Source organism: Spiribacter sp. SSL99 (assembly GCF_009805925.1).
Taxonomy (GTDB): domain Bacteria; phylum Pseudomonadota; class Gammaproteobacteria; order Nitrococcales; family Nitrococcaceae; genus Spiribacter; species Spiribacter roseus.
Genome location: NZ_MAOM01000015.1, coordinates 28,068 through 42,413, shown reverse-complemented (window position 1 = coordinate 42,413; position 14,346 = coordinate 28,068). Strand labels below are relative to the sequence as shown.

Sequence of the window (14,346 nt, the reverse complement as noted above, 5' to 3'; positions counted from 1 at the left end):
TGCACTTTCCGCTCTTTCCGTGAGTGATCCCACAATTCGGAAAGCTCTGAACGATACGAATACGCCGTGTCATGGTGCCACCCTACTATCGGGGCCATTTCGCTAGCGTCGCCAAAAAGCTGGGCGACCTCTTCGTCTCATGGCTAGCCCTTGCCGGAGCAAAAATCCTTGCCAGCACGCTATCTCATTTCTTTATGAGGTAGCGCACCAGCTCCAACGCCTCCGGGCTTGCCCAATCGGCCGCCCCCTGAAACCGCGCAATTTCCTGACCATCGGGGTTGATGAGCACGGACACCGGCAGGGCCAGTACGCCCATCGCGCCCGACAGGTCGCCGCCCGGATCGGTATGGAGCGGCAGGTTCCGTGCGCCCACCTCCTCCAGAAAGCGGTCCATGGTACCGGCGCGATTGCCCCCCACCGCGATGGTCACGACTTCGAACGCCTCGCCACCCATTTCGGCCTGCAGGTCCGACAAGTGCGGCATCTCCTCGCGGCAGGGTGTGCACCAGTGTGCCCAGAAGTTGACCAGGACATATTTGCCGGCAAAGGCCCTGAGCGTCATCGGCGTACCGTCCGCACCATTGAAGGCAACGTCCGGCACGGACCGCGTCTGAACCTGGAGCTGAGCCATCTCGCCGACGAGCAGGTCACCCAGGCGCGCCCCCTCGTCAACCGGCTGCGCCCCGGCGGGTAGCGTGATTAGCACCAGCGCCAGAAGCGCGATCCGCCAGGCCCAACCGATCAATGCGCGTGACCGGCGTGACCGTGCTGAGTCGCGTCCGCGGCCTCAACCTCGACGGTCAACTCCGCCTCGGTCTCGGCAAAATCAAGCGTCAAGTCGAAGCGATCGCCCTCAGTCAAATCCCGCGACAGCCCGTCGAGCCGCAGCGCTACACCCTGTGGGGCCAGCACCATCTGGGTACCGGGCGCCACCGGCAGGCCCGGCAACTCGGGATAGCTGGGCTTACCGTCCGTGAGCGTGAAGCCCACCAGGGCCGCGCTCTCGGCCAGTTCCGTCGCGCCACCGCTCAGAGTGACGGGCGTGCTGCCGGTGTTCTCGATTTCGACGAATACGAGCGCATTGTCGGCTGTGGTCGCCCGAGTCCACCCGTGGAGCAGGCGGACATCGCCCGCCGTCGACAAATGGTCGTCTTCATGGCCGTCCTCAGCCGCCTGGGCAGAGGGCCCGACCAGTCCGAAAACGAGAGCAAGAGAAATCAGAAACTTCCGAGGCATCGGTAACTCCTTCTGTTATCAGCCGCGTAGGTCGCGCACGACCGGTCGGGTCATCGTCAGCCACGCCGGAATCAGCGCCAACAGAGCCGTCAGACTCACGAAGGCGCCGACCAGGTGCAGTTCAGACCAGCCCAGCGATGCGGTCACAAGGATGTCCGTCCGTTCCGTGATCACGCTCGAGATGACCCGCGTCAGCAGGCTGCCAAGCGCAAGCCCCAACGCGGCGCCCACCACAATCAGCGTGACGGCGTAGGACCAGGTCAGGGCGAAGTTGAATCGTCGTGGCGCGCCCAGTGCCCGCAGAAGCGCAAGGCGGCGCGATAGCAGCCGCGTCAGCATCATCAACCCGGCTAACACCCCCACAGTGACCAGCACCTGCGTCACCGCGGCCAGGATCGACATGACCTGCCGGATGTCGCCCATCAACGCATGCAACTGCGACAGAACCGTGCCCGGGAACAGGGCCAGGGTGCGATCGGTGTTGAACTGGGCCTGCATCACATAGGCCCCGCCTAGCGTATCGGCCTTGACGATCGCTGCCGGGGTGCCGGGGAAGTAGGCGGGATCGAAGGGTGCGCCGACGGACCCGTCCCAGTCGGGGGCATGGCCATTAGCCAGGCCATGCACCGACCAGACGGATTCGGCAGGCACGATATAGGCGCGATCCCAGGGCGAACCGGTCATTGGCATCCGCCCCACGATCTGATATTCGAAGCCCCCGTGCGCTCCCTCAGCCGCATCGCCCCGCCCGTGCTGGGGCGCAAAACGATCGCCGACCCCAAGCGGCGTTCGTGCGCCCGCGATGGCCTCGGTCTCGGTGGCAAAGACACGGCCATCGGCCAGCCCTTCAGAGAGATACTCAACGAAGGCGGGCGTCGACCCCACGACAGGCGCGTTCTCATAGCTATCGCCAAAGGCCAACGGTGCCACGAGGTCGGCATTGGGATGTTCGGCCACCCGTGCATAGGTCGGCCCATCGATCAGCGGAATCGACGAAGGCTGCAGATAGACAGCGGCCAACATGGCGGTGATCTCGCTCCCCGGCGCGGCGATGATGACTTCAAACTTATCGGCGGCACGCGCACTGCCCTCGCGCAGGCCGCGTTCCTGCGCGATCAACCCGACGCCGATCCCGATGGAGATCGCGATCAGCGCGGTAAACACGACGCTCACCCAGACCTGCCGCCGTAGCAGCGCTGAAAGGAGCGGACCCACAGCGAAACCGCGCAGCACCAGCGCCCCGATCACGACCACCGGCAGCAACGCCACCACCAGAAGCAGCGTGTCCTCCATCCACAGTGGCAGACCGGACAGTAAGCCGGCGATGAGGTCAGGCATCGTGCAATTCCTCTGGGCCTTCGACACGGCCGTCGACGACGTCGATGACGTGATCGGCGCGCTCGTGCAGCGCGGGATCGTGGCTGACGGCCACCAGTGTTCGTCCATCTTCGCGCGCCAGCCGCATCAGGTCGTCCGCCAGCGCATCGGCATTGGGTCGGTCGAGGCTGGCAGTGGGCTCGTCGGCCAATATCACGGGGGCGGCCCCCGCCAGCGCCCGGACAACCGCAATCCGCTGACGCTCACCGCCCGAAAACGTATCGGACCGCCGCGCAGCGCTTTCACTCAGGCCAAGACGGGCGAGCAGGCCGTTGGCGCTTTCGCGGATTCGACGCCGGTCGCGGCGGGGCGCGTAGAGGGCGGTGATCGCCGCGTTGCCCAGCGCTGAAAGTTCCTCGAACAACAGATGTTCCTGGAAAATGAAGCCAACGCTCGCGCGCCGAAAGGCGGCCCGGCCGCGGTCATCGCGTCCGGCAATGTCCGTATTGCCCCACCAGATCCGACCCTGCGCCGGGGCGATGATCCCCGCCATGGCATATAGCAGCGTCGACTTGCCGGCCCCCGAGGGCCCGCGCACGACCACGGCCGCGCCGGCGGGCACCTCCAGCTGCGGCACAGACAGAATGCGGCGGCCGCCCTGGCCCATGACTTCCAGCCCGGATATGGCCAGTGAGATACCGGTCATCCGTAACTGAACCGCGCGTTTTCAATCCGCACCATGCTCAGGAACCCGGTCTCGGGGTCACGCTTAGGGCCGAGCGCTAGTTCCCCGGTCACCTCGATGCCCCGGTTGAAGGGCACGACGTCGAAGCCGCGCCGGGTGTAGACAGCGAGGATGTCATCCGGCCACTCAGCCTCCGTCTCACAGAACGGGCAGACTGACATGGGCTTTTTGGTCAACACGAAGAATTCGATATCCGCCTTGAGGGGCGGCGCCATGAACCCCTCGACCTTGACCGTTGTGCCCTGCAGCTCTTTGGCGAGTGCACTGAAATCCTGGTTCGCGTCGTAGAGCTCGCGTAGCTTGAGAATGTCTTTTGCGTTGGCGTTATGAGCCAGGCCCGCGACAAAACCGGCTGCGAGCCCGATGACAACGCGACGGCGTGTGAAACTGGTCATCGTAATTGCCTCTCGGTTTTCCCCAGAGCCAGAATGACGGAGGGGGACGCAGCCGTCCCCCTCCGCGTCCTGCTGGTCGCCGCGTTACTCAGCGGTGAACGCGTGGTGCATCACGTGGAAGATGTAGTTCTGCTCGAGGGTGCCCTCAAACAGGTGGGCATAGGGCCCCTTGGCGTAGACGGCGACGTCCTCGGCCGAGTGGCTTTCCGACGACCTCGGCACCAACGCCTGCTGGACGTAGTCGATGTCCTGCGCTTCCTCGTTGGTCACCACCGGACGCGAACCGAAGTACTCGCCACCGGGCTGCTCGAGCAGGACCGAGCTGGAGCCATTGGTGTACATACCAACGGTGTAGGGCTTGCCATCGGCACCGAGCAGCGGCTCATCCGTGTGCTCGACACCCTGGTTGTTGATCCCCATGCACAGGCCAAGAATATCCGAGCCGCGGCCGCAGTAGCCGTTCAGCGCGAAGGAATGCTCATGGTCGGCGGTGACGATGAGCAGCGTATCCTCATCGTTGGTCATCTCGTCGACCATCTCGATGGTGCGGACGAACTCGGCGCCGTCGGTCACGGTTCGGGCCAGGTTGTTGCCATGGTGGGCATGGTCGACACGGCCCGCCTCGACCTGCATGAAGAAGCCGTCATCACCGGCCTTCGCCTGCAGATTGCGGAGCGCGATCTCGGTCATTTCCGAAAGCGATGGCTCGTCGCCGCGATCGGCTTCATAGGACATGTGGCTGTCCTCGAAGATCCCGAGGATCGGGGTAGAACCGTCTGTTGGCAGCTGACCGGCCGTATCGGCATTCCAGGCGTAGGCAACGCCGTTTTCCTGGGCCTCCGCGATGAGATTGCGGCCATCCTCCCGGTTGCCCGAATCGCCCTCGTTATCGGTCATGTCGCCGGTGATGAAGTTGCGACGACCGCCGCCCATCGCGACGTCGACACGGCCCTCGTACATCGCGTCGACCAGCTGCTCGGCGATGGTCTTCTGAGTATCGCAACCCTCGGGCAGAGTCGCGGCGAAATTACGGTCGACACTGTGGGCATAGGCGGCACCCGGCGTCGCGTGGGTGATGCGCGCGGTCGAGACGATGCCGACTTCCTTGCCCATCTCGGTGAAGACCTCGGAAGCATTGGCCACCTCGTTACCCGGGAGGGTCGAGCAATCGCCGCGGTCGACGTTGGCATTAACGCCCAGAACACCGATGTCAGTCTTCACGCCGCTCATCATGGCGGTGCCGGTGCCCGCCGAATCGGGCGTCTGCGAGTTGACGTTGTAGGTCTTGACCAGGCCCAGGGACGGGAAGGTTTCGTGATGCATCACATGGTCGTCGCCGAAACCGCCGGCCTTCTGGCCCATGAACATGCGCGTCGCGTAGTTGGTGCCGACGCCGTTGCCATCAGCGATCAGAATCACGACGTTCTTGGCGGTGTTGGTATTGGGGGCCTTGGCCAGTTCGGCCTGCAGGCGCTCCTGCCCGGCGGTGAACCAGTCACTGTTGGCCTGCGGTAGATCCTGGGCCATCGCAGCGGTCCCGATGAAACCGGCGGCGATGGCAAGCATTGAACGTTTCATATGGCCTCCTGAATAACTTGAGCACTTGAACCTACCCGCGCCGGATTACAACGCCTTTACAGCGAACCCGCGATTCTGGTTCTCCGATGCTTGGGCGTTACACTGGCGTAACAGCCACAAGGGAAATCCATGCCGGCACGACAAGCCTCACCAACACGTCGCGAACCCCGGCTGCCGGCCACGCCATGATTGTCCCGGCGCTACCGGCTGCCGTGCTCGGCCTGGTCACCTTTGCCGCCGTCGCCCTGATCTATCATCACCACCTGCGCGACCGGCTCCATAGCGATAACAAGCGCTCGATTGCGCTGGGCGCCATGCTGGGTGCAGGCACTGTCCTGCTGATGGTCCAGCCGGTGGAAATCCGGCCCGGCGTGCTGATCGATGCCCGCGTACTGCTAATGGGATTCGCCGGGTTGCTGGGCGGCTGGCGGGGTGCCGGCGCGGCGCTGGTCGTGACACTGCCCGCGCGGATCATGCTCGGTGGCACCGGCATGGTCGTGGGCATGGCGACCCTCACGCTCGCCGCACTCGTCGGACTGATCTGGCGGGTCATCGAGTCGCGGATCGACCTGCGCCCACCGTGGAATTATTTTGGCTTTGGCGCATTCCTGTCACTGGCGCTGGTGACGATCCTCCTGTTCCCGGCCGAAGCCCGCGCCGACGCGCTGGCGACCGTCCCGGCGCTGGTGGGGGTCAACCTCGTCGGCGCCGCTCTGGCACGCTGGATGGAGGTGGGCGTCGGCCAGTCCATCCAGCAGAAAGAACGCCTCGAGCGCCTGTCCATGACTGACACGCTGACCGGCGTCGGCAGCCGCCTCAGCCTGACCGAGGCCGTCGAGGCCCGCCTCGCCAACGCGCAGCAGAGCGGTCAGTCGTTCGCGCTCATTTCGATGGACATCGACAATCTGAAAAACATCAACGGCACGCTCGGCTATGCCGCGGGGGATGCCGTACTGCGCTCGCTGGCGCGGCGCCTGTCATCGGCCACCCGGCCGTCCGAGGTCATGGCCCGTGTGGCCGGGGACGAATTCGTGATCGTGCTGCCGCCGGCCGGCCGGGCCGATGTCATGTCCCGGGCGGATGAGTTGCTCAAGGCAGCCAGGGAACCCCACGGCATCGACTCCTACGTGGTGTTGACCACAGTAAGTGCCGGCGTCGTGTGGGCGCCCGGCGATGGGGTGACGCCGCGGGAGCTGATCCAGAACGCGGAGATCGCCGTGGAGTCGGCCAAGCATCAGGGGCGCAATCAGGCAATCAGCTTCGATACGCAGATGCGCGAGATCTTCAGCCGCCGGGCTGGACTGACCCAGGCCCTGCACCGCGAGCTTGCTACGCCCACAGGCCTCTCACTCGCCTACCAGCCCCAGTGCCGGCTCAGCGACGGCCGGCTGTGGGGGGCCGAGGTGCTGTTGCGCTGGGACCACCCCGAGTTCGGCCGCATCAGCCCCGGTGAATTCGTCCCCGTCGCCGAGGCCGCCGGCCTGGTGCGCAAGCTCGATGGCTGGGTGTTTGACCGGGCGGCGGCGCAGCTCGCCGACTGGCAGCGTCAGGGCTACGATCTGAAGCTCTCGGTCAATCTCTCGGTCCTCAGCCTGATGATGGAGGGCACGGCCCGGGAGTTCCTCGACCGGCTCGCGGCCCATGACGCCGATCCGTCCATGATGACCGTGGAGATCACCGAGTCCGAGGCGCTCGAGGACTCGGAAACGGGCCTCGAGAACCTGCAGATCCTGGATGCCGCGGGCATCTCGCTGGCCCTGGACGACTTTGGCACCGGCCACTCATCGCTGCGGTATGTGCAGAACCTGCCGCTCAGCACCCTGAAGATCGATAAGAGTTTCATCGGCGCGATCGACGGCGACGCCGCGAAGGCCCGCGCCATCCTGCGCGCCACGCTTGAACTGGCGCGCCAGCTCGACCTGACGGTGGTGGCCGAGGGGGTCGAGACCCAGTCGCAGTTCGACTGGCTGCGTGACCGCCGCTGCCAGGTGGCGCAGGGATTCCTCCTGGCCCGGCCGATGACCGCCAGCGACTTCCAGACCGACTGGCTGGAACAACGCCTCGAGGCGACATGAGCGGCGTCATGCGTTGCATCGCACTCGCCCTGGGCGCTGTCATCGCGCAGACCGCGGATGCCGACATGCGCCTGACACCCGAGGCCATCATCGACTGGCAGGCGCATTCGTTCGCCGGCGAAACCGACTATGCGCTGACAGAAACCCGCCATGGCACAGCGGTGCGGGCGGTCTGCGAAAACGGCACGGCCTCGGGCCTCGTCTACACAAACGGCGTCGACCTGAGTGAAACCCCGGTCATTGAATGGCGCTGGCGGGTGGTTGATGCGGTGGAAACCGGCGATCCGCGCCGCAAGTCCGGCGACGACTATGCCGCCCGACTCTACGCCGTCGACGAACATGCCATCCTTCGCTGGCGGACCCGCGCCATCAACTATGTCAGCAGCACCCGCGCCCGGCCCGGCGCACAGTGGCCCAACGCCTTCGCCGGCCAGGCGCAGATGGTGGTCGTCGACTCACTCGATGGCTCGCGCACCGGCGAGGACGGCTGGCGCGTCCACCGCCGCAACCTTCGCGAGGATTTCGCACGGCTGCATGACCGATCCATCGATCGCATTGATGCACTGGCGCTGATGACCGACTGCGATAACACTGGAAACCGCGCGGAAGCGCTTTACGGCACCATCCGACTACTACCGGAGTCATGAATCATGCGTAACGCCCACGATCTGGTGATCATCGGCGGCGGCGTCGGTGGACTGGTCACCGCCAGCGTCGCCGGCCAACTGGGGCTGGATGTGGTGCTGATCGAGCGCGAACCCGCACTCGGCGGTGACTGCCTGCACGCGGGCTGCGTGCCCAGCAAGGCCCTGATCCGCAGCGCCTCCATCGCCCACGCCGTGCGTCACGCGGAGGCGTTCGGCATCAAGGCGACAGCGTCATCCACCGATCTGAGCGCGGTCATGGATCGGGTGCGCAGTGTCATCGACCGCATCCAGCAACATGACGACCCGGCGCGCTTCCGCGGTTACGGGGTCGATGTGCGCTTCGGTGAGGCGGCCTTTCGCGATCGGCAGACCGTCGTCGTCAAGGGCCAGGCGGTCCGCGGCCGTCGATTCGTGATCGCCACCGGCTCGAGCCCCGCGATTCCTCCCATCCCCGGGCTGGAGACAATCGACTACCTGACCCATCACAATGTGTTTGATGTCCGTGATCTGCCCCAACGTCTCGCCGTGATCGGCGGCGGGCCCATCGGCACCGAACTCGCGCAGGCCTTCGCCCGACTCGGCAGCCGGGTGACCCTGATCGAGGCCGGTCCCCGTATCCTGCCCCGTGACGAGCCGGCGCTTGCCGATAGGCTGGGCGCCCACCTGCGCGACGAGGGGGCCGACCTGCGTCTGGAAACCAACGTGACCGGGGCGCGGCGGGATCAGGACGGCGGCGCGCTGCTCGACCTCGTGGCCGATACCGGGCCCGAGACACTCGCTTTTGATCGGGTGCTCGTGGCCACCGGGCGACGCGCGAATACCGCGTCCCTCAACCCTGAGGCGGCGGGCCTCGCGATCAACGCCGATGGCACCCTCGAAGTGGATCGACGCCTGCGGACGCGCCAGCGACACATCTACGCCATCGGCGACTGCGCCGGGCCCTACCCGTTCACCCATATGGCCGAATACCAGGCTGGGATCATCATCAGCAACGCGATCTTTCGGCTGCCACGAAAGGTCGATTACACCGCTGTGCCGTGGGTGACGTATACCGACCCGGCGCTCGCTCAGGTCGGGATGACCCGGGCCGCGGCCGATGCCGCGGGCCTGCGCTACGAGCGCGCCTGTTTTGCCCTGGCCGATGTCGATCGCGCCATCGCCGATGGTGAATCCACCGGTGAACTGCAGCTGCTGATCCATCGCGGGCGGATCATCGGCGCCAGCCTGCTCGCTCCCCACGCCGGCGAGATCATCCACGAGCTGGGCCTCGCCATTGCCGAGAAGGTGCCGCTGCGGCGTCTCGCCGGGATGGTGCATGCCTATCCCACGCTGGCGCAGATCATCAAACGCGCGGCGGGCGCTTACTACGCCCCGTCATTGTTTTCGCCGCGCACCCGGCGGGCGGTGCGATGGATTCACCGGGTGCTGCCATGACCCGGCGCTGGCTTCTGGTGGGTGCGGTCGTCGCGGCTATCGCCATCGGGCTGAGCGTCCGCGACCAGATCAGTCGCGAGGCCATTGCGGCCTGGGTCAATGGAATGGGGCCCTGGGCGGGCCTCGGTTTTGTCGCCGCCTATGCGCTGGGGACCGTCGCGTTTCTGCCGGGCCTGGTTTTCACCATCAGTGGCGGCGCGCTGTTCGGGCCGCTCTGGGGCACGCTCTACAGCCTGATGGGTGCCACTGTCGGGGCAACCCTCGCCTTTGCGGCCGCCCGTCACGGCCTGGGGCCTGCCATCGAGCGGCGCAGCGGCGCCCGGCTCAACCGCCTGCAGGCCGGGATTGATCGGGAGGGCTGGCGTTTTGTGGCGCTCATGCGGCTGGTGCCGCTGGTCCCCTTCAACCTCCTCAACTATATGCTCGGGCTGACCCGCATCAGGCTGCGCGTCTATGTTTTGACCTCAATGGTCGCGATGGCCCCCGGCGCGCTGGCCTATGTATGGATCGGGCATGCCGGCCGCCAGGCACTGATTGGGGGTGGCAATGTCGTGCAGGCAGCGCTGATCGCCATCGCGCTGGTCGCGGGACTGGCCTTCGTTCCCCGCCTGGTGCGCAGCCTGCGGGGCGGCCTGCCCGACGTTGATGATCCACCATCGAATGATTCGCACTGACCGGGAGCATCACTGATGAGCACACAGAAAGTCACCTTCACCGGCCATGACGGTACCCGCCTGAACGCCCGGCTCGACTGGCCGGATGGACCGGTGCGGGCGGTGGCGCTGTTCGCGCACTGCTTTACCTGCTCCAAGGACATCCCCGCCGCGCGACGCATCGCCGGTCGCCTCGCCGCCCAGGGCATCGCGGTACTGCGCTTTGATTTCACCGGCCTCGGCCACTCCGACGGGGAGTTCGAGAACACCAACTTCACCTCCAATGTCGACGACCTGCGCTATGCCGCCGACTACCTCCGCGAGGCGGTGGGTGTCCCGCAGCTGCTCATCGGCCATTCACTGGGCGGCGCCGCCGTGATCAAGGCCGCTCCACAGATCGAAGGCGTACGCGCGGTGGTCACCATTGGCGCGCCGGCCGATCCCAGCCATGTCTCCAGACTTTTCGCCGAGCAGCTCGAGACCATCCGCGAGACCGGCGAAGCCAAAGTCGACCTGGCGGGGCGCGCGTTCACCATCCGGCGGCAGTTTCTCGATGACATCACCGAGGCGAAGATCGACGATGCGCTCAAGCATCTGGACGCGGCCCTGCTGGTACTGCACTCCCCCCATGACACCACGGTGGGCATCCGCAATGCCGCGGAGATCTTCCAGGGCGCGATGCATCCGAAAAGCTTCATCACACTGGATCATGCCGACCATCTGATCACCGACGCCAACGACGCGGAATACGCCGCCGATGTCATCGGGGCCTGGGCCATCCGCTATCTGTCATTGACCGAGGAGCGCCCCCCTGCCGGAGCGCCCGAGGGGGTGACGCGGGTTTCAGAGGTCAGTGCGAAGGGCTTTCGCCAGTCCATCAGTGTCTCCGGCAAGCATCTGCTGACCGCCGACGAGCCCACCAACCTGGGTGGCACCGATCGCGGCCCCTCGCCCTATCAGCTGGTGGCCGCCGGCCTTGGCGCCTGCACCAGCATGACCCTGCGGATGTATGCCCGGCGCAAGAACCTGCCACTCACGCATGTCTACACGGATGTCACCCACGACAAATCCCATCGCACCGACTGCGAACACTGCAGCGAGAGCGGCTCACGCGTCGACGTGTTCCATCGGCGCATCCACCTGACTGGCGACCTCAGCGACGAACAGCGTCAGCGATTACTTGAAATCGCCGATAAATGCCCCGTTCATCAAACGCTCGAATCAGATATCGTAGTAAAGACGGCATTGATGAACCGGCGGGGAGAGCCTGACTGAGCGCATGGACCAATCGCGACTGATCCTCAAGGATGCGGCGGATGAGCTGCCCAGCCCCAATGGGGTAGCGCTGGCGATCATGCAGCTGTGGAATAGCGACACGCCGTCGATCACTCAGATCGCCAGGCTGGTCGAGACCGATCCCGCTCTCAGTGGGCGCCTGCTGCGCCTGGCTAATGCGGCCTCCAGGGCGGGCCGCCCGGTGGTCTCCATCCGCGAGGCGGTCGCCCGTCTGGGGCGCGAGACGGTCAAGCAGGTGGCGGTGGCCTTTTCCCTGGTCGACCCCGAGCAGGAGCGACAGTGCGAAGCCTTTGACTATGCGGGCTTCGCCTCGCACTCGCTGCTGGTGGCGATGCTCGCCCGCCAGCTCGCCAGTCAATCCAACACCGCGCCGCCCGAGGATCTGTTCGCCTGCGCGTTGCTGGCGCGCGTCGGCTGCCTGGCGCTCGCGACGGTCTACCCGCAGGAATACACACAGATCCTGACCGGCTCGAGCCCGAGCCTCGCTGCCGAAGAGCGCCACCGTTTCGGGTTTGATCACAACGACCTGTCCTACGAGCTGATGCGTGATTACGGCGTGCCCGAGCCGCTGGCCCGGCCCGCCGTGCACCACGAGTCACTGGATCGAGTCGGCGACGTCGCTGACGGCCGGCGGTTTCGGATTGCCGCACTGCTTCATATCGCCTACCGACTGGCCAATCAGGGGTTTCAGACCCGTGATGCCGAACTCGATGACGAGACGCTTGATCGCGTGACGGCGCTGGCACATGACGCCCTGGATATGGATGACCAGAGACTCCGCGCCCGGTTCGCCGACGCCATCAACGAATGGCTCAACTGGTCGCAGGTATTCAGCCTGCCCGAATCGCACCCGGTAGGGCCTGATTCCGCCCCCGAGACACCGGCCGCCGATCGCCAGGACGACCCCCATGGGGATGGGCGCAAACGGGCACTGGTCCTGCAGACGCCCTCGGATCCGCCACTGACCGAACCGCTGGAGGCAGCGGGGTTCGGCACCTGCCACCGCGATGATCAGGAGCAGATGCTGCGTACCGCCGTTGAACACCAGCCCGATCTGCTGGTGATCGACCAGGCGGCGATTACCGGATCCGCGGAGAGACTGCTGCGCCTGATCCGCTCCACCGAATGGGGACGCGCCGTTTATATCGTGCTGATCGGCGATCATCTTGATGAACCGGCACAGGCCCCGTTTTATGCAGCCGGCATCGATATGTACCTCGAAAAGGAAATGGCCGCTGAGTCGCTTGCAGACCGGCTGGCCCCGGCGCACCGGCTGGCCGAGCTTAAGTCGCTCTGGCTCTCAGACCGGCGTGATCTGCGGCGCACGGCGAACCAGCTGGTGATCAGCCGCCGCAAGTTCGAGACCCTGTCCATGACCGATACGCTGACCGGTCTGCCCAATCGCCGCGCCGGAATGGCCGAGCTGGAGCGGGCCTGGGCGCAGTGGTCCCGCGGTGGCCCGGCGGTAGGGATCATTGCCCTCGATCTTGACCATTTCAAGCGCATCAACGACCAACATGGCCACGCCGCCGGCGACCGCCTGCTCGCTGAAGTCGCGAGCGTCTGGTCGGGCGTCACCCGCCAAGGCGAAACGCTCTGCCGCTCCGGGGGCGAGGAGTTCCTGGTGATCACCACCGGGATCGATCTGCCCTCGATGAAGCGCATCGCCGTCCGCCTGCAACAGGCGACCCGTGAGATCGCCGTGCCCTGGCGGGACTCGGTCATTGGCATCAGTGTCAGCATGGGCCTCGCCCACAGCAGCGAGGCCACTGATCAGGAAGCGCTCCTCAATCGCGCCGACAAGGCCCTGTATGCCGCCAAGGAAGGCGGTCGCAACCGCATCTGCTTTCGTGACAACGACACCTACCTGGCAGTTTGAGAGGCCGCCTTGGAACCGAAAGCTCAGACCAGTGAGCGGCTCAGTGAGGGATTGCGACTCAGTATGGAGATCGTCAACGATCTCTTGGGCGCGCGTCCCGACGAACTTGACGCCGCCATTCATGATGCACTGGGGCGACTCGGCCGGTTTACCGACTCCGACCGCACCTACATCTTCCGCATTCGTGACGGTCACGCGCTGGATAATACCCACGAGTGGTGCGCGGCGGGCGTCGATCCGGTCATTCATATGCTCCAGGACCTGCCCGTCGACATTGCAGAGGACTGGTGGTCGGCTTTTGATGAACACGGGGTGGTGGAGATCCCTGACGTCGACGCCCTGCCCGATCGCCGTCCCGAAAAGGCCACGCTGCAGGCCCAGGGCATCCGGTCACTGCTGGCGGTGCCCATGGTCATGAATGGCGAGGTGGCGGGGTTCATGGGCTACGACTCGGTGCATTCCCATCGCCATTTCCTGACCGGCGAGATTGATCTGATCCGCAATGTCGCCAATGTAGTCGCGTTCACCCTCGATAAACGCGACCTCGACCGGCAGGCGCGCCGCGCCCTGTACGACCCGGTCACCCAGATGCCCAACCGCCACAGCCTGCACATGACCATGGCGCGGACCACCGGACCGGGACGCGGCAACAACGCCTATCAGCCCCCACATGTCGCCCTCATCTTCATTGATCTGAACCACTTCAAGGAGATCAATGACAGCCACGGGCATCCGGTGGGCGACCGCGTCCTGTCACGGATCGGCGAGCGCATCAACAGCCTCCAGCGCCCCGATGATGCGGGTTACCGTTACGGCGGCGACGAGTTTGTCGTCATCACCCGCGACCTCGACAGCGATGCGGACACGGCACGTGAGGAGGCCGGCATTATCGCCAACCGGCTGATTGAGGGCATCAGCCAGCCCATGACCGTGAGCAGCGGCCACCGGCAACTGACCTTTCGGGTCGGCGCCAGTGCCGGGATCGTCGTCTCCCCCAGCGAGGACAGGGACTGGGATGCGCTCGTGCGCCGCGCCGATCGGGCCATGTACAAGGCCAAGGAGGCCGGTCAGGCCTACGGGTTCGGCTGACT

General features: G+C 65.6%; 13 protein-coding genes. 7 read left to right on the top strand and 6 right to left on the bottom strand.

Annotated features, from left to right (window positions below):
• Positions 1–184: 184 nt before the first annotated feature.
• The 6 genes from BA899_RS03870 to BA899_RS03845 form a co-directional block, all read right to left on the bottom strand.
• Positions 185–745, bottom strand: a complete 561-nt coding sequence (locus BA899_RS03870; protein WP_159299790.1) for a TlpA disulfide reductase family protein — start codon at positions 743–745, stop codon at positions 185–187.
• Positions 742–1,236, bottom strand: coding sequence for a copper chaperone PCu(A)C (locus BA899_RS03865; RefSeq protein ID WP_148121899.1), 495 nt, complete (start codon positions 1,234–1,236; stop codon positions 742–744). Before BA899_RS03865 ends, BA899_RS03870 begins: the two co-directional genes overlap by 4 nt.
• Positions 1,237–1,254: 18 nt before the next feature.
• Positions 1,255–2,529: an FtsX-like permease family protein gene (locus BA899_RS03860; protein ID WP_200833049.1), complete on the bottom strand. Its 1,275-nt coding sequence runs from the start codon at positions 2,527–2,529 to the stop codon at positions 1,255–1,257.
• Between the two features lie 37 nt (positions 2,530–2,566).
• Positions 2,567–3,259 (bottom strand): ABC transporter ATP-binding protein, encoded by a 693-nt coding sequence (locus tag BA899_RS03855; protein WP_159299788.1) that lies wholly within the window; start codon positions 3,257–3,259, stop codon positions 2,567–2,569.
• Positions 3,256–3,693 (bottom strand): hypothetical protein, encoded by a 438-nt coding sequence (locus BA899_RS03850; protein WP_144347544.1) that lies wholly within the window; start codon positions 3,691–3,693, stop codon positions 3,256–3,258. The genes BA899_RS03855 and BA899_RS03850 overlap by 4 nt, the downstream gene beginning before the upstream one ends.
• 84 nt (positions 3,694–3,777) lie before the next feature.
• The gene (locus BA899_RS03845) at positions 3,778–5,271 is read right to left on the bottom strand and encodes an alkaline phosphatase (RefSeq protein ID WP_159299787.1); all 1,494 of its coding nucleotides are present in this window, start codon (positions 5,269–5,271) and stop codon (positions 3,778–3,780) included.
• 185 nt (positions 5,272–5,456) lie between these two features.
• Here BA899_RS03845 and BA899_RS03840 point away from each other — a divergent pair, with 185 nt between their 5' ends.
• Genes BA899_RS03840 through BA899_RS03815 form a run of 7 tightly spaced genes read left to right on the top strand, consistent with a single transcriptional unit; the run spans position 5,457 to position 14,344 of the window.
• Positions 5,457–7,346 carry a bifunctional diguanylate cyclase/phosphodiesterase gene (locus tag BA899_RS03840; protein ID WP_159299786.1) on the top strand — a complete coding sequence of 630 codons (1,890 nt, stop codon included), beginning with the start codon at positions 5,457–5,459 and terminating at the stop codon, positions 7,344–7,346.
• Between the two features lie 8 nt (positions 7,347–7,354).
• Positions 7,355–7,993, top strand: a complete 639-nt coding sequence (locus BA899_RS09940; RefSeq protein WP_235013291.1) for a DUF3047 domain-containing protein — start codon at positions 7,355–7,357, stop codon at positions 7,991–7,993.
• Positions 7,994–7,996: 3 nt separating this feature from the next.
• A complete protein-coding gene (locus BA899_RS03835; RefSeq protein ID WP_200833047.1) occupies positions 7,997–9,427 on the top strand; it encodes an NAD(P)/FAD-dependent oxidoreductase in 1,431 nt (476 codons plus the stop codon).
• Positions 9,424–10,101: a TVP38/TMEM64 family protein gene (locus tag BA899_RS03830; protein ID WP_235012803.1), complete on the top strand. Its 678-nt coding sequence runs from the start codon at positions 9,424–9,426 to the stop codon at positions 10,099–10,101. The genes BA899_RS03835 and BA899_RS03830 overlap by 4 nt, the downstream gene beginning before the upstream one ends.
• Before the next feature lie 15 nt (positions 10,102–10,116).
• On the top strand, positions 10,117–11,355 hold the full coding sequence (locus BA899_RS03825) for a bifunctional alpha/beta hydrolase/OsmC family protein (RefSeq protein WP_159299785.1): 1,239 nt from the start codon (positions 10,117–10,119) through the stop codon (positions 11,353–11,355).
• 4 nt (positions 11,356–11,359) lie between these two features.
• Entirely contained in the window at positions 11,360–13,255 is a 1,896-nt protein-coding gene (locus tag BA899_RS03820; protein ID WP_159299784.1) for an HDOD domain-containing protein, read from the top strand.
• Positions 13,256–13,264: 9 nt separating this feature from the next.
• Entirely contained in the window at positions 13,265–14,344 is a 1,080-nt protein-coding gene (locus tag BA899_RS03815) for a sensor domain-containing diguanylate cyclase (protein ID WP_159299783.1), read from the top strand.
• Positions 14,345–14,346: the final 2 nt, after the last annotated feature.